The organism is Ureibacillus chungkukjangi (genome assembly GCF_003217295.1).
Classification (GTDB): domain Bacteria; phylum Bacillota; class Bacilli; order Bacillales_A; family Planococcaceae; genus Ureibacillus; species Ureibacillus chungkukjangi.
Genome location: NZ_QJTJ01000002.1, coordinates 251,404 through 271,650, shown reverse-complemented (window position 1 = coordinate 271,650; position 20,247 = coordinate 251,404). Strand labels below are relative to the sequence as shown.

Genomic DNA, 20,247 nt, shown 5'->3' with positions numbered 1-20,247 from the left:
CTTTGGGTAAGCTTTTTCTTTTGGATAATTTATAGAAATTTCAGTTTATTTAACTTGTATTTTCATTCTATTGTATGTATATTTATGATAAAAAGGTGATTAATATGCAAATCGAGCTTTCGAAAAATGCACTAGTTATTCACAACATCATGTTACAAGCATATCTAGAATACGAACAAGCTGGAGTACCCTCAAGTGCGTCAAAGGAAACTATTGATACTGTTCAACAGGATTTAGAAAACGGCGCAACAGCATTTATTGGCTATGATCAGAATGGGAAACCCGTTGCAGCTGTACGATTTCAAGTAATTGAAAATGTCATGCACTTTTATCGATTATCTGTACTGCCTGAATGCAGGGGAAAGGGCTTTGCAAAACAATTATTAAAGGCGCTTGAGGTATATGCAAAACAAAATACAGTACGAGAAGTGCGCTGTAAGGTAAGGAAAAATGTGGAACGAAATATCCGATTATATACAAATCAGGGCTATCAAATATTTGAAGAAGAAACTACTAAGCTTATAAATGGCGATGATACTATAGTGGTCTCGATGAAAAAAGAAGTAAATCAGCTTATTGACCTGTTAAGCTAGCAGATATAAAAACTATAAACTCTTCTATTAAGTTAGAAAGCTTGTAGTTTTTTTAGTTTATTCGTTTATGAGAATCTATTTAAGAGCGGGAGAATATGTATTGTAAAGAGAGGAAGCCCTTAGTTTATACAGATTGTTAAACACTGTTGGTTCATTGTTTACTAAGTGTCCATTTCGGTAGGACAATAATTCATGTAAATTAATAGTAATTCAAGAAGTCTAGCTTTTAAATAAGTTTATTCCACACAAAGGGGTGCTGTAGTGTGACAGTTGAACAAAAGGTAAAAGAGTTACATCATTTTATAAGTGGCGAATTAGTAGAGGGTGCAAGTGGACGATTTTCTAATGTGTATAATCCCTCTACCGGGGAAGTGATTGCACAGGTTCCTTTAGCGACAAAAGAGGAAGTTCAGAAAGCCATCGAAGTGGCCCAAAAAGCTTTTCCTGCTTGGAAAAACATGTCCGTTGGAAAGCGTGCGGAAATAGTTATGAAGTTCAGGCAGCTTGTGAAGGATAATGAGGCGGAGTTAGTTGAGATTATTTGCACTGAAAGCGGAAAGACGCGTGAGGATGCAAAGGGAGAAATCACGCGTGGCTTAGAATCAGTTGATCTTGCCATTAATGCACCACATTTATTAAAAGGGGAGTATTCAGTCAATGTTGGAGGTAATATCAATGCCTTTTCAACAAAGGCTCCTTTAGGTGTAGTTGCAGCAATTTCTCCATTTAACTTCCCTGTGATGGTGCCCTTTGCTCAAACAAGCATGGCAGTCGCTGTAGGGAATTCTGTTATTCTTAAGCCTTCTGAAAAAGTCCCCATGTCTGCTCTTTTCTATTCAGAGCTTTGGAAAAAAGCAGGGCTTCCAGATGGCGTTTGGACAGTGATCAATGGAGATAAGGAAACGGTTGATGAATTGTTAGCAAATCCAACTGTTCAAGCTGTATCTTTTGTTGGTTCAACAACAATTGCTGAATATATTTATCAAACAGGAACGAATTATAACAAACGGGTTGCAGCCTTAGGTGGCGGGAAAAACTTTATGATTGTTATGCCAGATGCAGACTTGGAAAAAACGGCCAATGCTTTTATTGGAGCTGCATATGGGGCAGCCTCCCAGCGTTGTATGGCGATCTCTGGAGCGATTACAGTTGGGAAAGAGACGGCAGATAACTTTGTCGCAGTCCTAAAAGAAAAGGTTGAAAAGTTGAAGGTGGGTCCATATACAGAGGATGATGTGGATTTTGGACCTGTTATTACAAATCAGTCAAAGGAAATGGTTGAGGGATATATAAATCGAAGTATTGAAGAAGGTGCGAAGGTTGTTGTCGATGGACGTAACCCTAGCATTTGCGAAACCTCAAACGGATTCTATTTAGGGCCAACCTTGTTAGATGAGGTGACTCCTGCGATGGAAGTGTACCAGCAAGAGGTGTTTGGACCTGCTCGAATTGTAGTGCGAGTGGAAACCTTACAGGAAGCGATTGAGCTTATAAATGACCATGAATTAGGAAATGGGGTTACTATTTTCACGAATAATGGTGCAGCAGCTCGTAAATTCCAAGAGGAAATTGAAGTTGGGATGGTCGGTGTAAACGTACCAATTCCAATCCCGGTTGGCTATTATAACTTTGGTGGATGGAAGCGTTCGAAATTTGGAGAAGGCTATATGTTCGGCCCAGATCAGGCGCGTTTCTTTACTAAAGTAAAAACCATTTCAGAAAAATGGCTAAGTGTAGATGATGAAACAACTACATCCTTTGCCTTTCCAAGTAACGAAAAAGACCAATAATGTCCTAAGATGTCTAGAAGGTTGTCCTATCAACTTTTTAGATATCTTTTTTTTTGCTCTTATTTTGAATTATCAGATATTTATAGCTAAACTGCTTGAGTTCTATTAAAATATAGTTAATTTAAAAAACGTATAAATAGCGTATGGCAGGTATTTTGCTAGAGGAGGGATAAGATGAACAAAACTTCATTGCAAATCAATGATATTCTCACCAATATACACTTTAAACAGGCCGAGTTAGTAGCCGGATTTAATGGAGCTCAAAATCCAATTAAATGGGTGCATGTACTGGAGGTAACGAATGCTCAGAAGCTATTGAAGGGGCAGGAGCTTATTTTAACGACTGGTGTTAGCTTTAAGCAAAATTCAGAAATTTTCCTGCAATTTGTACAGGGGCTAATTGAAACAAATTGCTCTGGTCTTTGTATTGAATATGGAGATTACATACAAAGTATCCCGACCGAAATCCTTGCACTGGCAAATCTACATCATTTCCCGATTATCGTCTTTCATGAAGAAGTACGCTTTGTAGAAATTACACAAGATTTACATACCCTCATCATTAATCATCAATATTCTAAGATGACTCAACTAGAAAATTACTCCCAACTTTTAAACAAAGAAATATTATCTACACAAAATGCCGAGCAGCTCTTAAAAATCCTTTATAACTTTTTGCAAATTCAAATCATTTTTGAGGTTGAAGGACAAGTTGCTATTTTCTATCCTAATATGACGAAAAAGCAAAGAGAGCTTCTTTTAGAAAAGAAGAAATGCGTTGCTACCTCCTCTCAATTTACAATCTATCCAATTTATTTATTTGAACATAATTATGGTGAAATTACACTTCATAGTGAAAATCGTGAAATTACAGAGTTTGAAATGTTAATTTTAGACAGGACTGTTACGGCATTGGCCCAAGTATTGCTTCGAAATTTATATGTAGAAGAAAAGAAGGGCATGGAGGATGCGAAATGGTTGGAGGAATGGTTGGAAGGGGGCCATTCAGAAGAGGAGGTAAAGCAGTTTATATTATCTGAGTGGCCAAACTTTAAACAAAAAGAAAGCGCCGTTCTAGTTATTTCTCTACCAAGAAACGAAAAAAACAAGCAATTGGATAGCACTTATTTTAAATTATATTGCCATGCAACCTTTGACAAGAAAGGCTTTTATCCCTTCGCAATTCAAAAAAAGTATAGTTTGATTTTAATCTTACTAAATCGGCAGGATGGGATTCCTATGAAGGAAAGACTGCGGGAATGCATTCAAAAACTTGAAACATCGGATTTGTTGATGGGACAAGAATTTGCTGTAGGTAAGTTTGTCACAGACTTAACAAAGATTCATGAAAGCTATCAAACTGCTTTAGATACTTTGTATATTTCCAGAAACCTAGATTCTCCCTCCTGTTTTTATGATGAGTTATATGTTTTTCATCTTATTTATAAAATGCAAAAGCATACAAATTTAGAGGAAATGATTCGAGACTATCTTCAGCCCTTAGTGGATTTCGAAGAAAAGCATGGGGGAGAGCTACTTGAAACGTTAGAGGTATATTTGCAATCGAATGGATCGAAGCAGGAAACGGCAAAGCGATTATTTATCGTACGCCAAACCCTATATCACCGTTTAAGGAGGATTGAAAGCTTAATAGGGAAGGACTTCATGAACGGGCAAAACCGTCTTGTATTAGAATTTATGCTCCTAGCACGAAAGTTTACGAGGAAAATAAAATAAACTGGTGTGTCGTATGATAGTTTTTACGAAATGTATAAAAAAACTGGTTTTGTTTTACATTTTGTTACATGAAATGGAGCTCTTTTTTCTTCATAATATTTGTAAACTAAGCGTTTCAAAGAGGTAAGGAGAGACGTTTACCTCAAAATGAAGATAGGAGAGTGACTGGGATGTTGGATACTACTTTAGGAAAAGAGTTACTAGAGAAGGACGAAAAATACGTTTGGCATTCAATGAAGCCCTATAACCCAAATGCAACTCTAGTAGTTGAAAAATCAAAAGGTGCCCGAATTACTGATGTAGATGGCAAAGAGTATATAGAAGCAATGGCTGGATTGTTTTGTGTAAATGTAGGCTATGGGCGGGAGGAGCTTGCAAGGGCTGCTTACGAGCAAATGGTTGTCAATCCATATACGCCACTGTCCCAAGGGCATGTGCCATCCATTAAGCTTGCTGAAAAGTTAAATGAAATGCTAGGTGGAGATTATGTTATCTTCTTTTCCAATAGTGGCTCTGAAGCAAATGAAACGGCCTTTAAGATTGCGAGACAGTACCACCAACAAAAGGGAGCTGCATCTCGTTTTAAAATTGTTTCTCGCTATCGTGCTTATCATGGAAATACAGGAGCAGCATTAGCGGCTACTGGGCAAGCAGAACGTAAATACCGGTATGAGCCGTTATCACCTGGATTTCTTCATGTTGCACCACCTGACTCTTACCGAAGTAATGAAGATAGCTATACCGATAGCCTTGAAATCCCGAGTGTAAAAGAGGTCGATCGAGTGATGACTTGGGAATTTAGTGAGACGATTGCGGCAATGATTCTAGAGCCCATCATAACTGGTGGAGGAGCGCTGGTACCACCAGAGGGTTATTTAAAAGGAATTGAAGCCGTATGTAAAAAGCATGGTGCATTGTTAATTGTAGATGAGGTAATCTGTGGCTTTGGTCGAACTGGTAAGCCCTTCGGATTTATGAATTATGGAGTGAAACCAGACATTATCACGATGGCGAAAGGCCTTACAAGCGCTTATCTTCCGCTATCTGCAACGGCTGTGAAACGAGAAATCTATGAAGCCTTTATGGAGAGTGGGGACTATGACTATTTCCGACACGTCAATACATTTGGGGGTCATCCGGCATCATGTGCATTAGCCTTGAAAAACCTCGAAATAATGGAAAAAGAGCAGCTGTTTGAACGTTCTGCACTAAAAGGTGAAGAAATGTTCATTTCACTACAAGCCCAATTAAACACACACCCATTAGTAGGGGATGTACGTGGAAAAGGCTTATTAATAGGAATTGAATTAGTTAAAGATAAAGCAACAAAAGAGCCACTAGAGCTCGAATATGTAAACAAAGTAATTGCGATGTGCAAGGAAAAGGGAGTTATCATAGGGAAAAATGGGGCTACAGTAGCTGGATACAATAATGTGCTTCTATTATCTCCACCCCTAAGTATTCCTGATGAAGATATAGAAATCGTCATTAACACAATTGTAGAAGCAATTTATCATTTAAATAAATAAGGAAAAAGCAGAATGGCAAAAAGCTATTCTGCTTTTTTTAGCTAAGTGAGGCAAGACTATTCTTAGATTTATTATGACAAATGTCGAATTATTTCCCGAGAAATGTTTTATTTTGCGAATTGAATCGAATAGAAATCGATTTTTCAATTCAGTTATGGATGTTTTAGATAGGAATGATAAGTATTTTGGTGCGATTGTCTAAAAATTTGTCGATTTCGGATTCATTGTAAGCTTTCACAGCTGTCACAATTTGCACATTGAGTACGTACAGATGTATTAAACACTGTACTTATAAAGAGTCAACATATGGAGTTAGTAACTAGATAGTTTATTACAAACTATAACAACGGCGAAATAAAAAATCATATGAATGCAGGGTACAATGAGGGAAGCCTAACAATATTTAGACAAAATGAGTTTTTATTTAACTTGATAAGGTCTGAAATCCAAGCTACTTAGCTTAAGGTTTTTACTTTTAAATTTCTATTTTTAATTTCTTTATATTTGGCAGCGACTTTTTCATGAATTGGATGTGCTTTTGGGATACCTAGATATTTGGAGATGACAAGATGGATATCATATTTTTCTAGTTCCTCGTTAAGCTTTACTGCTTCTGGGTCTTTGATGTAGTCGAAGTGGAGAGCAGCAGCAATGGCCTTTGTTAGATTTGAGATATCCATACCGAGCTCATAAGCTTGAACAGTTGGTTTCACAAGGCGATCGTTGATAGATAGTTTTCGAAGTGGGGACCTACCTACACGGACAATTTTATCCTTCAAATTGGGGTTTGCGAAACGATGCAGTATCTTGCGGATATAACGCTTATGCTCTTGTTCATCTAAATCATATTTTTCAATTAGCATCTCACCTGTTTCATTCATTACTTTTTGTACTTCCATCGATAATTGTGGATCCTTCATAACCTCTTGGATTGTAGAGTAGCCCTTCAAATAGCCAAAATAGGCTGCACTACAATGAGCGGTATTTACGGTGAAAAGCTTTCTCTCGATATAGGCATCGAGGGAATCGACAAATTGGACGTCTTGGATAGTTGGGAGTTTTTCTTGTAGCTGGGAGCTTTCAATTACCCATTCAAAATAAGGCTCTACCGTAACTTCAAGCGGATCCTTATGATACTGTACAGGGACGATACGGTCTACTGCGGCATTTGGGAAGGCTACAAATTGTGAAGCCTGTTCATGCATTGATGCTGGAAGATATGAATAGACATATTTTTTTAACTTGGAGCTTGCGCCAATGATGTTCTCGCAAGCGATAATGTGGAGGGGATTTTTGTTGTTTTTAATGATTCTTGCTTTAATTCCTAAGGCAATATTCTCAGCGATTGTAGGTAGGTTCGATACACCAAGGGCAGTGGTAATAATTTTCGCATCGACAATTTTTTTTACGACTGACAGGGTATCGTCTGTAGAAACAGCCTCCACATTTTTAACGAGTATACGATCTTTTGTTTCGTTTGCAATGGTGATAGGGTACTCTTTTCTAAGATTGAATTGTTCAATTTTTGTTTGGCTACGAGTGACAAAACAAACGTCATAACCAGATTTAGTTAAGATAAGACCTATAAATCCTCTTCCGATATTGCCAGCACCAAAGTGAACTGCTTTAGGCCTATCAATATTAACATCATTCAAGTGTATCACTCTCCTTTTTAGGGTTAGGTTGATCACACAGACACGGGCTATGGAGTTAGCTAGGATATCTGCCAATTTGGGTTGGAAATCTGCCAGAAAGCAGAATTTATCCGCCAACTATTTCTTTATTTCCGCCAATTAGTAGTAATATCCGCCAATCCGTTTATTTACAATCCAACTTAACTTGAATGCACTTTTTGTTGTACAAGCTCAGCTAATTTTTCTAAATCATAGTTTGTTAGAGATTCTATTGTGTGATGACCTTCGCTAAAAGGAAGTTGGTTTGTAATGTCATTTTTGATAACAACTGTAGGTATGCCTGCTGCAACTGCTGCACGTGCACCATTAGGGGAGTCTTCGATGGCGATGGCTTCACTAGCTTCAACACCGAGCTTTTCTAAAGCTTGTAGATATAGTTCAGGGTCTGGTTTTACTTTTTTAACAGTATCTGCTGTACAATAACATTCAAAGTAGTTTTCGATGCCGTGTAGTTTTACGAATTTGTCGATCCATGAACGTTCGGAGCTGCTTGCTAGACCGATTTTTAAGCCCTGTGATTTGGCGGTTTCAAGTAATTGAAGGATACCTGGGCGTACGCGTTCCTTTATCATCATTTCAGTATGCTGCTGCTGCACTAGCTGTTTGAATTCCTCTAAATCTATTGGAAGATTGTGATGAGTTTTTAAATGCGTGTACGGGTTAAAGGAATGGAGGCTCGTTCCGAGACATTGAGAATATTGCTCTAGGGTTAAATCAACACCGTGGGTTTTATAGGCATCTCTAAAGGTTATATACCAGGCGGTTTCCGTATCAATAATGGTTCCATCAAAATCAAAAATAAGTGCTTTTATCATGGACATTTCTCCTCTCAAATTTTCATTATATATCCTAATAATTAGAAATATTAGAATATTGATTACTACCTTAACATGTATAAAGATATCATTCAAGGGCTTGCTAGAGTGGGAGAGCTGATTTTGCTAGAATATAAATTTGCTATAAATCCCAATCTAATCTAAATGAAAACGCTATTATTTAATAAAAGAAAAAAGTTTCGAATGAATCCTTTTGCCTATTGCCATTACTTGGGGATGTAAAGGTTTGAATAAGGCTTCAATAGCCAAGGCTTGAATTGAAAATATTCAATTGCTTTACCGAATTGGATGGTTGCTTTTTAACTAAATTATAAAAGGGAATAGAGAGAAGTTTGTCGAATTTAGGTTGTGAGTAGTAAGGTGGGGGTTAGAAAAGTGGAGATTAAGTTAATAAAAGCAACTGCAGGAGATGTACTGTTGCTTCATGATGTTCAAACAAGAGCATTCCAGCCCTTATTAGAAAAGTATCTAGATTATGAGACGAATCCAGCAAATGAGCCGATTAATCGTTTATTTGAAAAAATACAGTATAGTTCATTCTTTAAAATCGTAGTGGACCAAAAATGTGTAGGTGGTATCCGTATAGTTAGGAAGGATGCCAGCTATTGGATTAGCCCAATATTTGTGCTTCCGGACTATCAGGGGAAGGGAATTGCACAGCAGGCAATCGAACAAGTTGAACAATCTTTTACCAACTACAACACTTGGGAGCTGCATACGATTTTAGAGGAAAAAGGGAATTGTTATCTATACGAAAAGTTGGGATATGAGCGAACGGATTTTGAACAAATTGTTAATGATAAAATGACTTTAATTGGCTATAAGAAAACGAAGCAATAGTGGGAATAGTAGTGAATGGAAGGCTTTAGACTTTTTGGGGGATAAAAAATGACTGTTCAAACGAAATTAGCATCACAATTAAATAGAAAAGACGAGCGTCCGAATATTGAACTTGCAAGGGAACTAATGGAAGTTAATCATATTGAGGGGATACAGGAAATTGTTGAAAATCTAGCAAATCCTAATAAGCGAATAAAAGCTGATTGTATTAAGGTTGCCTATGAAATCGGGAGAGTTAAACCAGAATTAATAAGTGACTACGCAGAGATTTTTATTGATTTGTTAAAGGATTCCAATAACCGATTCGTATGGGGAGCAATGCAAGTATTGTCAACTCTCACAGAAATTAGTGCTATTGTATTGATGAAGCATCTACATACTATTAAATTGGCAGTGAAAACGGGTTCAGTAATTACAACCGATAAAGGAATCCTCACTCTAGCTAAACTGGCCATATTAAACGAGCAAAATCATGAGCGGATTGTTCCGTTTCTAATCGAGCATTTGAAAAACTGTCGGACTAAGGAAGTCCCTCAGCATGCAGAAAGTATTTTATTGGCTATTACAGAGGTGTCTAAAGCAGATTTTATACATGCTCTGAAGGAACGCGAACCATATATGACAAAGCCCCAGCTAAGAAGAATTCAAAGAATATATAGACAGCTGGCACAATAACAAAAAAGGTTAAAAGGAGATTACTCTATGAATATGAGACAACAGCTTGAGCAGTACAAGCCCTATAATCCACAGGAGGAGAAGGATCAAAAAATCATTCTTCGTTATATGGACACTTTTGATAATCTATTTACTCGAGAAAATGAATTTGCTCATTTTACAGCATCAGCATGGCTTGTAAATGAAGAGCATACAAAGGTGTTAATGGCATACCATAATATTTATAATTCCTGGTCTTGGGTAGGAGGGCATGCCGATGGAGATATGGATCTATTGTATGTAGCATTAAAAGAGGCGAAGGAAGAGACTGGCCTGGAAAATGTTAGACCTATATCGGAGGAAATCTATTCAATTGAAATTTTAGGTGTACCTGCACATGTAAAAAAAGGCAAGCATGTGGCAACGCATGTTCACTTAAATGTCACGTATTTGTTGGAAGCGAGCGAAAGTGAACTGACTCGCATTAAACCTGATGAGAACAGTGATATAGGCTGGTTTGAATTAGAAAGAGCAATTGAGGTAAGTACAGAACCGGAAATGAAGGTCGTATACCAAAAATTGAACGAAAAGCTTGGCGTACATATGATTTAATAGCAATTTTATATAAATGAGATGGCTTCAGCATTTTTGCTGGAGTCATTTTTTGTGGCATAAGAAGATAAGAGCTTGCACCTTTGCTGGTCGAGTTTTACTTTTCTTATACTTTTTTCTAGTTAAAGTAGCTAAAATATGGCGGTTAATTTGTCAACCTTACACAATGTCAAATGATTCTGAAAACTATACAATAGCCATATGTTACAAAATGTACGTAAATAACGTAAGGAAATATGACATAAATTGATTTTTGAATTTTACTAAGGGAGGGGTTGTGGTGATGGTAAATGAAAAAGAGGTCGTTTTGTTTCAGGGAGTAGATAAAGTCTATAATACGGGCACTGTTGCATTGAGTCAGTTAAATTTATCGATAAAAGAAGGAGAGTTTATAAGTTTTTTAGGTCCTTCTGGATGCGGGAAGTCAACGGCGCTAAGGATGGTTGCTGGTTTAGGTGAAGCTACTCGAGGGACGGTTGAGGTTTTTGGGAAAAACCCGAAAGCTGTTATCGAAACTTCTAATGATGTCGCGTTTGTTTTCCAGGATGCCAACTTACTACCTTGGAGAACAGTACTGGATAACGTATTGCTGCCTCTAGAATTGAGAGGTTCTGATAAAAAGAGTCGAAAAGAAACTGCAATCAGTGTGCTGGAAAAAGTGGGGTTGAAAGACCATATAAAATCCTATCCTCGTGAGCTTTCTGGTGGAATGAGAATGCGTGTTTCAATCGCTCGAGCACTCGCTGCAAAGCCAAAGCTTTTACTTATGGATGAACCATTTGCGGCTTTGGATGAAATGACGAGACAAACCTTGCAAATGGATTTATTGAACATTTGGGAGCGTGAAAAGATGACGGTATTATTTGTTACCCATAACGTTTATGAAGCGGTTTACTTATCCTCTCGAATTGCAGTGATGTCTGCTCGTCCAGGAAGATTATCTAATTTAATCGATGTTGATTTAACTTATCCAAGGGAAAGAACTACGGCGAAATTCACAGAGTATGTCGATGCTGCGTCGCAAAGTCTTGAACATAGCATGGGTCGAAAGGAGCTGGTTTAAATGACTGTTAAAACGGTACCTACAAATGCGGAATTAGTTAATGAGTCTAGTAAGCTCAAAGTCATGAAGGGCAAACAAAAATTTAACCTAAAGTATTTGGGTCCTATTTTAGCGCTAGTGATTTTCCTATCCTTATGGCAATTCATCCCGGCTCTATTGGACATCAAGCCGTTTATTCTCCCTAAACCTACTGATGTCGTAGCTGCGGCCGTTAAGGATTGGCATTTATTATGGCCGGCGATGCAAATTACGATTTTCGAATCGGTAATAGGCTTTATTTTAAGTGCGGTTGTAGGGATTGGGATTTCGGTGTTATTGGCAAGCTCAAGGGTGCTGGAGATAAGCCTTTACCCTTATGCGGTAATTTTACAAACCATTCCTATTGTGGCTATTGCACCAATCATTGTGATTTGGTTTGGTTCAGGCTTCAACTCGATTGTGATTATTTCGTTTTTAATCGGTTTCTTCCCGATTGTTTCAAATACATTGATGGGCTTAAACTCTGTTGATAAGAATATGGGCGATTTGTTCAAATTGTACAATGCGAGCAAATGGCAAACGATGGTCAAGCTAAGAATTCCAGCAGCCATGCCATTTATCATGTCAGGGTTAAAGGTTTCCTGTACGTTAGCGATTATCGGTTCAATCACTGGTGAGTACATTGCCGGGATTGGCGGAGGGAAGGGTGGACTTGGCTACGCTATTACAGTGGCTGCTGTCCAGTTGAAAACACCTTACCTATTCGCTTGTGCGATTGCAGGTGCACTATTCGGTATCGTTTTCTATTTAATAGTTAGTCTGGTAAGCCGCCTGGTGCTGAAATCTTGGCATGAATCGGCGATGGAGGCTGAGAAATAAATACGAACTTCCTAGTTTTACAAACTTACAATAAACGAGATTGTTTAGAAGGAGAGAAGCAAAATGAAATCATTAAAAACCTTAACTTTTATAGTTATGATGATGGCACTGTTTGTAATTCTAGCCGCTTGCAGTGAAACAGAAACAGGCGGTGAATCTGCGGGAACTGAAACGGAATCTAGCTCTGATACAACAGAAGAAGAGACTGCTGAGGTGAAGGATGTAAAGCTTGTCCTAAACTGGTTCGCAAAGGCTCAGCATGGTGGAGTATATGCGGCACAAGAAAATGGTTTGTTTGAAGAAAACGGATTGAATCTAACAATTGAACCAGGTGGACCTCAGGTTTCCTCTATCAACATGGTTGCTTCAGGAAATGCAGAATTCGGCTTAGCTCACGCTGACCAAATTGTTGTGGCGCGTAATCAAGGGATTGAGCTAGTGGCAGTTGCTACTGCGATGCAGGGTAGTCCGCAAGCATTCATGTTCCATAAAGGACATGGGATTGAGGATTTCGAGGATTTAAATGGTCGTAAAGTTTATATTCAACCAGGTATCACGTATTGGGAATACTTAAAAACGCAGTATGATTTAAGCGGTGTTGAGGAATTAGCTTATACAGGTCAGCATGTAAACTTCATTCCAGATGAAGACGCAGTAACGCAAGCCTTCTTAACTTCTGAGCCATACTTCATGGAACTAGAGGGAGTGGAAGTGGAAACGAAGTTGATTGCCGATGCGGGCTACGATCCATACAATGTTGTGTTGTACGTTACAAAGGATTACTTAGAGGAAAATGAAGAAACAGTGCGTGCGTTCACAAAGGCGTTTGTTGAAGGCTGGAACTTGTACGAGGATTCTTATGAGGAGATTAATAAAATCATCCAACAAGATAATCCAGATATCGAAATAGAATCCTTAAAATTCGAGGCTGAATCCCAGGCTGATTTTGTTTATGGCATGGATGCTGCTGAAAATGGTGTTGGTTACATGACAGAAGAGCGTTGGGCAACATTAATTCAACAATTAAACGACTTGAAATTGTTAGATGAAGTCTTTGATGCCAATGAAATCTTCGCGAATGATTATTTACCAGAATAATAATTAAAGAGCAAGAGGCGTACCGTTAAATAGCGGGCGCCTCTTTACATTTACTGGGTTGTCGGGTAACCTTTTAGGTAAAATAACTGAATTAATGGAATTTTTATATAATTTAACTAAAACGTTTTCGGATATTTGGTAATTCTACCGATGAAGCGAGATGTTTATTTTTTTATACTGATAAAAAGATTATCAATAGGATTGGAGGGGTTTTGTGGACAGTAATGCGTTTTTTGATGGAACATTTACTTTGCCAGCGAAGGGTGAAGGGAAATTAAGTGGGAAGACCTTTGCGGTAAAGGACGTATTTGCCGTAGAGGGGCATCGGAATAGTGCGGGAAATCCTACCTGGCTTGAAACTCATGAAGCCTCGAAATCAACAGCGCCTTGTATTGAACGTTTACTGGAAAATGGAGCAGCTCTTCAAGGGATGACTCATACGGATGAGCTCATGTATAGCTTGAATGGTGAAAATATTCATTATGGTACGCCTGTTAACCCGGTGAATCCTAATTGTATTCCCGGTGGTTCATCAAGTGGTTCAGCTTCTGCTGTGGCGAACGGATTAGTAAGCTTTGCATTAGGAACTGATACTGGGGGATCTGTTCGCGTTCCTTCATCCTATTGTGGCTTGTTTGGCATTAGACCAACTCATGATGCGGTTTCCTTAGAGGGAGTCATACCATTGGCACCAAGCTTTGATACCGTGGGATGGATGGCAAAGGATATCGAAACCCTCGAAGCGGTCGGGGAAGTGCTGCTGCCAGAAACGGAATTGAGCGAATTTAACAGGTTTTTCATGGAAAAAGCAATGTGGGGCCAGCTTGCGCAAGAGGATCGAGAAGTGTTGCTGTCGGCAGTACCAAAGGAGCTTTTGATCGAAAATATTACTTTAGAGTCCAAGGAGTTAACTAAATGGCCTCATCTTTTTAAATATATACAGGGTGTTGAGGCTTGGAGGGCGCATGGAGAATGGATTCGGGAGACCAACCCTACTTTTTCTGCGGCGATTGATGGAAGATTTAAAGATGCGAGTAAGCTTGATGCTTCGGGGTATGAAAATGCGGTAAATAGCAAGGATGAAATTGCTGAATTTATGAATCGATTATTAGGGGATAATGGCGTCTTAGTTCTTCCTACTGCCGCCTCTGTTGCTCCGGTAAAAAATGCGCCTGCTGAATCAGTCGAATCAATTCGTGCCATGACTATGCAATTAACGTGCATTGGGGGAATTGCAGGCTTACCGCAAGTAACAGTACCTGTTTTTAGAGAGGATGGTATGGCCTTAGGTCTGTCCTTTATTGCTAGTGAGGGCCAAGATCGTTCATTGCTTAAATTTGTACGTCAGCTTTTTGGAGGAAGCAGCCATGAATCTAGCAACCATTAACTATGAAAATAGTGAGCAGCCAGTTTTGCTTTTGGAAAATGGGGCTGTCCTCATTAAAAGTATAAACGAGCATACTGGAATAGAGCTTCCTTTAACGATGGAGGGGCTAGTTGAGCGGGGTGCTGTAGCGGCATTAAAACAAGCTGTAGCAGGTCTTGTGGAAACAGATTGGATTGACATACACAAGCTTGAAATCGAAGAGCTCTCCTTTGTAGCTCCCTATCGTAATCCGCAGCATATTTTCGGAGTTGGGATGAACTATGTGGAGAAGGCGATCGATTTAGAGGCAACGCAAATTGAAGATGCCCCGGTTTGTTTTATGAAGCCTGCATCAAGCTTAATTGGGATGAATGAATTAATCGAGCTACCAAAGTTTTCAAAGATTGTTACGGCTGAGGGGGAGCTGTGTTTAATCATCGGGAAGACGTGTCATGAGGTGAGTCCTGAAGAAGCAATGCCTTATGTTAGTGGCTATACGACGTCCTTGGATTTAACGGCTAAGGATATTCATGCTCAAAACCCGAGATTCGTTCAAATTTCTAAGGTGTTTAAATCATTCTTTAGCTTTGGACCGCAAATTAAGCTGTTAGATGGAAAAGAAAGATTAACCGAGCTTGTTGTACAAAGCATACATAACGGAGAGGTTGCTGCTGAAAATGCTGTTAGCAATATGATGTATACTCCGGAGTTTATCGTTTCTTACATTTCGCAATTTGTTATTTTGCAGCCAGGTGATCTAATTATGACAGGGACTCCCGGCTCGTATGTATTGCAAAGTGGAGATGAAGCGGGTTGTGCGATTACTGGTTTGCTAGATTTGAAGAATCGAGTTTTATAGGGGATTAAAAGGGGGATGGGTCATATGGTAAAGCAATACCGAGCTACAACCATGTCAACAAAAGGAATGGTAACGACTCCGCATTATCTAGCTTCTCAAGCTGCGCTGTCGGTTTTACAAAAAGGGGGCAATGCGATAGAGGCTGCGATTGCGGCGGCATCTACAATTGGGGTGGTTTATCCGCATATGAACGGCATCGGTGGAGACAACTTTTGGTTGATTTACAATGCAAAGTCGAAGGAGCTAAAGGCCATTAATTCGAGTGGTCGTTCTGGAGAGAAGGCAACTATTGAGTTTTATCAGTCGAAAGGCTTCGAGAAAATCCCTTCGCGTGGAGCGCTTGCCGCGAACACTGTCCCGGGTGCAGTTGCTGGCTGGGGCGAGGCCTATAACTATGCCCAAGCCGAAATGGGAGGTTCGTTATCTTGGGAAAGCTTACTAGAGTCAGCAATTGGCTATGCAGAAGAAGGTTTTCCGGTTACGCCAAGTCAGGAGCATTGGACAACGGTGAATTTGGATGAAGGTGATACTGAGTTCCGAGCTTTACAGCGTTTCGAGGAATTTACAGGGGTCTTCTTAAAGGACGGCAAGCCATACAAAGCTGGCGAAATTATGAAGCAGGAGGATTTAGCGCAAACTTTAAAGCTACTCGCTGAAAATGGTGCCGAGTATCTTTATAACAGTGAATTGACTGAAAAAATTGTAGCCGACCTGCAAAAGCATGGTGGTATACTAACGGTAGAGGATTTTAAAACCCATATTAGTGATTGGGTAGAGCCGATTTCTGTAAAATATCGGGATTACACAGCCTACAACCTACCGCCAAATACACAAGGAATGGCCTCTTTATCTATTTTAAATATTTTAAATCACATAGATTTGCAGCATTTAGAAGAGGGCTCTTCAACTTATTATCATGTACTTGTAGAGGCCATTAAACATGCCTTTGTCGACCGTGATCGCTATTTAACAGACCCTGCCTTTGTGCAAATTCCTTTAAATGAACTGTTGAGCGAGCAGCATGGAATGGAGATAGCTGAGAAAATAAAAGAAAGCCGTCTTGCGAAAGAATTGCAGCTACTAGATGCAAAGGGTGATACAGTGTGGTTTGGTGTGGTGGATGAATACGGAAATGCGGTTTCTTTCATTCAAAGTATTTATCACGAGTTTGGTTCTGGTTTTATTCCGGAAGGGACGGGAATTGTACTTCAAAATCGCGGCAGCTTCTTCTCGCTAGACGAAAACCATGTAAATTCCCTTGCGCCACGCAAACGTAGCTTCCACACATTGAATCCTGCAATGCTATTAAAGAACGGGAAACCAGCTTTGGTATATGGAACGATGGGTGGAGAGGGTCAGCCGCAAACCCAGGCTGCCCTTGTAACGCGTATTGTTGACTACGGTATGTCGGTGCAGGAAGCAATCGAAGCGCCGAGATGGTTGTATGGCCGTACGTGGGGAGCTTCCTCCAATAGCTTAAAGGTTGAAAATCGTATTAATGAAGGTGTGCGAGATGAGCTTGCCGGTTTAGGTCATGAGCTTGAAGTATTAGAGGATTTTACGGATACAATGGGGCATGCGGGGGCAATTTTCATTGACGAAAAAACAAATGTGAAATTTGGCGGTGCAGACCCAAGAGGAGATGGAGTGGCAATTGGTTACTAAAAAAATATCAGTACCCTTTGAAGAGAGGGAGTTTTGGGGAAAGCAGCGAGCTATTTTTATCGCCTTCTTCCGATCGGGTATTTTAGGCTTTGGTGGGGGCCCTTCTACCATTCCGTTAGTAAAAAAAGAAGTAGTAGACATTTTCAAAATGATGGACGACGAAGAATTTTCGGATGTGCTCTCCATCGGGAATACATTACCAGGGCCAATCGCAACGAAAATGGCGGGGTATATTGGCTATCGAGTTGGAGGGTGGCTAGGACTGGTGACTGCCTTAGTTGCAACGGTGTTACCGACAGTTGTATTGATGATTATTCTTCTTGCGTCCTTGAACGAATTTAAGGATTTTGATTTTGTAAAAGGAATGACAAATGGTGTAGTGCCAGTCGTAGCGGTTATGCTCGGGGTATTAACATGGGATTTCCTAAAGAAATCAAAAAAATCGTTGGGCTGGAAAATTGGTGCAATTATATTAGCTGCATCCTTTGTAGCGATGATTCTATTAAGCATTCATCCAGGAATCGTGATTGCGATTTTATTGATATTAGCCTTAGCTCTTCCCATTAAAAAGGAGGGGGCAGATAAATGATGATTTATCTTAAGCTATTTCTAGCCTTCTTTTTCCCGGGGATTCTCGGCTATGGCGGAGGTCCGTCCTCGATTCCGCTAATAGAACATGAGGTCGTTGATAACTACGGCTGGATGACAACGAGTGAATTTAGTGAAGTATTAGCGTTAGGGAATGCTTTACCTGGTCCGATTGCAACAAAAATGGCGGGCTTTATTGGCTATGAGGTGGCAGGTGTACCAGGAGCGATTGTGGCATTACTTGCAACAGTTGGACCATCATTAGTACTGATGCTCATTTTATTGAATATCCTGTACCGCTATCGGAATTCGCCTCGCGTAAAACGTTTATCTAGCTTCGTTCTACCAGCAATAGCAATATTATTGGCTGATATGACATTTGATTTCTTCAACACATCTTACAATGCGATTGGCTTACTAGTAACAGTAGTGCTGATGGTCGCTGCATATTTTGCGCTGGAGCGATTCAAAATTCACCCAGCATTTGTCATCATGGCTGGTCTAGTAGTTGGTGGATTTTTCTTATAAAAAGTAAGTTTAGGTCGTTAACTTGTTCTGAAGGTGGAATGAGTTGGCGGCTTTTTGTGTGCCTTTTGGGTGTGAGAGTGTGTTTGGGATTAGGGTGGTTTTGAAGAGGTGGAGTGTTCTTGGAAAAATAAGAACGCGTTTGGGTAAGTCGCGCGAGTATAGTGGTGAGAGTTGGACGGATACGGGCGAGTCGCAAGTAAATTAGTAAAAGTCGCAAGTATGGAGAGGGAAGTCGCAAGTAAGATATGCGAACTCGCAAGTAAAAGGGCGAGTCGCACGTAAAGAGGGAAAAGTCGCACGTAAAGCTCGTAAACTCGCACGTAAAGAGGAGGAAGTCGCGCGTAAAGCGTGTAAACTCGCACCTAAACAACATACCCACCAAACTCAAACCAATAAAACCCCGAGCAACAAAGAGAGGGGAAGCTGCTCGAGGTTTGTCATATTAGAAATCCGTAGATTATTTAGTGGGAATCTTCGGATTGCCTGTAAATTCAATTACGTTGTATTCGAAGTAATTCTTTAAGATGGTTGCTTTGTCGTCTAAGAAGAGCTCGTCAGCGATGGCGGTCACTAGCTTTGGAACTGCATAGCGAATACCGGATAAGGCTGATGCTGAGACGCCACAGCTGATTAGAGCTGAATAGTTAAAGGCAAATAAGCCATAGAGAGCGGCTTTGCCTTCTTCAGAATTTGGAACAAAGGCAAAGCTTTTAGATAAATATGGGTGTGCATCGATTACTGGATTGGCAATATCCGGGTTTGCTTTATATACGTCGCCCCAACGAGTAATAAATTGCTCAATCTGTTTTAATTCTGGACGCAAGGTAGGATCAGTTATTAATCCTGTACTAATGATCAAGTAATCAAACGTAAATGTATCGTGCGGCGTGCGAACTACTGCCCCTTCTTCTGAAGAGTTAACCGCAAGCCAAGGAGAATCGAGGTGGACATGGAAGCCCTCCCAAGCATTGGCGCGATTGAAGGTATCGTTAGTTGGTGGCTGATTGAATTTGAAAAAGTGGAGCATGGCTGTGTATTTTTCTTCGTCATTTAAGGAATGGTAGCGTTCAATAATGCCAGATTGCTCTAGAATTCGCATAGGGTTTACACGAACCATTTCTTTACGTCGAATGAAGGTATGGACTTCCTTTACGCCGCTCGATAAGGCGAAGTTCGCATTGTCGAAAGCAGAAGCACCACCGCCTAGTATGCCAATTCTTTTTCCCTTTAAGGTATCGAAGTCGATTGCCTCTGAGGTGTGGGCATAAAGTGATTTTGGTAAGTTGTTTTTTATGAAATCAGGAATATGCCATTCGCCGCCGCCTTGGATTCCGGTCGCTAATACGACCTTGCGAGCGAGGAGAAAATTTGATTTTGCGCCATTGCCTGAAATCGCAAGGCGGTGTAATCCATTTCCAATCGGTTCGATTAAATCAACCTTCACTTCATTTTGTACAGGTAATTCCAATACTTCTCGGTACCATTTTAAGTAGTTCATCCATTCGTCGCGAGGGATTTTATCGAGCTGATCCCAAGCTTCTTGACCGTGCTGTGCAATCCACCAAGTCTGAAAGGTTAATGAGGGGATGCCTAAATCGATGGAAGGTAAGTGCTTGGGAGTGCGTAATGTAACCATACGTGCGTAAGTAATCCAAGGACCTTCGATGCCGGCGGGGTTTTCATCTAAAACGGTAATATTCGTAATGCGCTCGCGCTTTAAGCCGAATGCTGTGCTCAAGCCGCTTTGACCACCACCAATCACAACGACGTCATAGACATGGCCATCTGGATGCGAAGTCGGCTCGACCCAATCTACAGTGGAAACCGGATGGGCGATATATGAAAGATCCTTTTTTACTTGCTCATTTAACGCTTCTAAACTCATTGAGCACATCTCCTTTATCTATATGTAATGATTTCTTATAGCCTAACTAACG

General features: G+C 40.0%; 18 protein-coding genes. 15 read left to right on the top strand and 3 right to left on the bottom strand.

Annotation, left to right across the window (positions count from 1 at the left end):
* The first annotated feature begins 104 nt into the window (after positions 1–104).
* The 4 genes from BJ095_RS03160 to BJ095_RS03145 all read left to right on the top strand — a co-directional run bounded on the left by BJ095_RS03160 (position 105) and on the right by BJ095_RS03145 (position 5,649).
* Positions 105–593: a GNAT family N-acetyltransferase gene (locus BJ095_RS03160; protein ID WP_181417944.1), complete on the top strand. Its 489-nt coding sequence runs from the start codon at positions 105–107 to the stop codon at positions 591–593.
* Positions 594–856: 263 nt separating this feature from the next.
* Positions 857–2,383: a CoA-acylating methylmalonate-semialdehyde dehydrogenase gene (locus tag BJ095_RS03155; protein WP_107931590.1), complete on the top strand. Its 1,527-nt coding sequence runs from the start codon at positions 857–859 to the stop codon at positions 2,381–2,383.
* Between the two features lie 174 nt (positions 2,384–2,557).
* Positions 2,558–4,120 carry a PucR family transcriptional regulator gene (locus BJ095_RS03150; RefSeq protein WP_107931592.1) on the top strand — a complete coding sequence of 521 codons (1,563 nt, stop codon included), beginning with the start codon at positions 2,558–2,560 and terminating at the stop codon, positions 4,118–4,120.
* Between the two features lie 170 nt (positions 4,121–4,290).
* Positions 4,291–5,649, top strand: a complete 1,359-nt coding sequence (locus BJ095_RS03145) for an aspartate aminotransferase family protein (RefSeq protein ID WP_107931594.1) — start codon at positions 4,291–4,293, stop codon at positions 5,647–5,649.
* A gap of 455 nt (positions 5,650–6,104) precedes the next feature.
* On the opposite strand, the gene BJ095_RS03140 is transcribed toward BJ095_RS03145, so the two are convergent.
* Both BJ095_RS03140 and BJ095_RS03135 read right to left on the bottom strand, forming a co-directional pair.
* Positions 6,105–7,304, bottom strand: a complete 1,200-nt coding sequence (locus BJ095_RS03140) for a mannitol-1-phosphate 5-dehydrogenase (protein ID WP_235867554.1) — start codon at positions 7,302–7,304, stop codon at positions 6,105–6,107.
* Positions 7,305–7,483: 179 nt separating this feature from the next.
* Positions 7,484–8,158 (bottom strand): HAD family hydrolase, encoded by a 675-nt coding sequence (locus BJ095_RS03135; protein WP_107931596.1) that lies wholly within the window; start codon positions 8,156–8,158, stop codon positions 7,484–7,486.
* Between the two features lie 396 nt (positions 8,159–8,554).
* On the opposite strand from BJ095_RS03135, the gene BJ095_RS03130 reads away from it, so the two are divergent.
* The 11 genes from BJ095_RS03130 (at position 8,555) to BJ095_RS03080 (ending at position 18,310) form a co-directional block, all read left to right on the top strand.
* The gene (locus BJ095_RS03130; protein ID WP_107931597.1) at positions 8,555–9,019 is read left to right on the top strand and encodes a GNAT family N-acetyltransferase; all 465 of its coding nucleotides are present in this window, start codon (positions 8,555–8,557) and stop codon (positions 9,017–9,019) included.
* A gap of 48 nt (positions 9,020–9,067) precedes the next feature.
* The gene (locus BJ095_RS03125) at positions 9,068–9,694 is read left to right on the top strand and encodes a hypothetical protein (protein ID WP_107931599.1); all 627 of its coding nucleotides are present in this window, start codon (positions 9,068–9,070) and stop codon (positions 9,692–9,694) included.
* A 27-nt stretch (positions 9,695–9,721) separates the two neighbouring features.
* Entirely contained in the window at positions 9,722–10,285 is a 564-nt protein-coding gene (locus tag BJ095_RS03120; protein WP_107931601.1) for an NUDIX hydrolase, read from the top strand.
* A gap of 283 nt (positions 10,286–10,568) precedes the next feature.
* Complete coding sequence (locus tag BJ095_RS03115) at positions 10,569–11,348, top strand: ABC transporter ATP-binding protein (RefSeq protein ID WP_107931603.1); 780 nt, start codon at positions 10,569–10,571, stop codon at positions 11,346–11,348.
* Positions 11,349–12,206, top strand: a complete 858-nt coding sequence (locus BJ095_RS03110) for an ABC transporter permease (RefSeq protein WP_107931605.1) — start codon at positions 11,349–11,351, stop codon at positions 12,204–12,206.
* 63 nt (positions 12,207–12,269) lie between these two features.
* The gene (locus BJ095_RS03105) at positions 12,270–13,304 is read left to right on the top strand and encodes an ABC transporter substrate-binding protein (RefSeq protein WP_107931607.1); all 1,035 of its coding nucleotides are present in this window, start codon (positions 12,270–12,272) and stop codon (positions 13,302–13,304) included.
* A 214-nt stretch (positions 13,305–13,518) separates the two neighbouring features.
* Positions 13,519–14,691, top strand: a complete 1,173-nt coding sequence (locus BJ095_RS03100) for an amidase (protein WP_107931609.1) — start codon at positions 13,519–13,521, stop codon at positions 14,689–14,691.
* Positions 14,672–15,529, top strand: a complete 858-nt coding sequence (locus tag BJ095_RS03095; protein WP_107931611.1) for a fumarylacetoacetate hydrolase family protein — start codon at positions 14,672–14,674, stop codon at positions 15,527–15,529. The genes BJ095_RS03100 and BJ095_RS03095 overlap by 20 nt, the downstream gene beginning before the upstream one ends.
* Before the next feature lie 24 nt (positions 15,530–15,553).
* The gene (gene ggt / locus BJ095_RS03090) at positions 15,554–17,194 is read left to right on the top strand and encodes a gamma-glutamyltransferase (RefSeq protein ID WP_107931613.1); all 1,641 of its coding nucleotides are present in this window, start codon (positions 15,554–15,556) and stop codon (positions 17,192–17,194) included.
* Entirely contained in the window at positions 17,184–17,783 is a 600-nt protein-coding gene (locus BJ095_RS03085; RefSeq protein WP_408056958.1) for a chromate transporter, read from the top strand. The genes ggt and BJ095_RS03085 overlap by 11 nt, the downstream gene beginning before the upstream one ends.
* Complete coding sequence (locus tag BJ095_RS03080; protein ID WP_107931989.1) at positions 17,783–18,310, top strand: chromate transporter; 528 nt, start codon at positions 17,783–17,785, stop codon at positions 18,308–18,310. The genes BJ095_RS03085 and BJ095_RS03080 overlap by 1 nt, the downstream gene beginning before the upstream one ends.
* Positions 18,311–18,767: 457 nt before the next feature.
* Here the strand turns inward: BJ095_RS03080 and BJ095_RS03075 are convergent, their stop codons facing one another.
* The gene (locus BJ095_RS03075) at positions 18,768–20,195 is read right to left on the bottom strand and encodes an NAD(P)-binding domain-containing protein (protein WP_107931616.1); all 1,428 of its coding nucleotides are present in this window, start codon (positions 20,193–20,195) and stop codon (positions 18,768–18,770) included.
* Between the last annotated feature and the right edge of the window lie 52 nt (positions 20,196–20,247).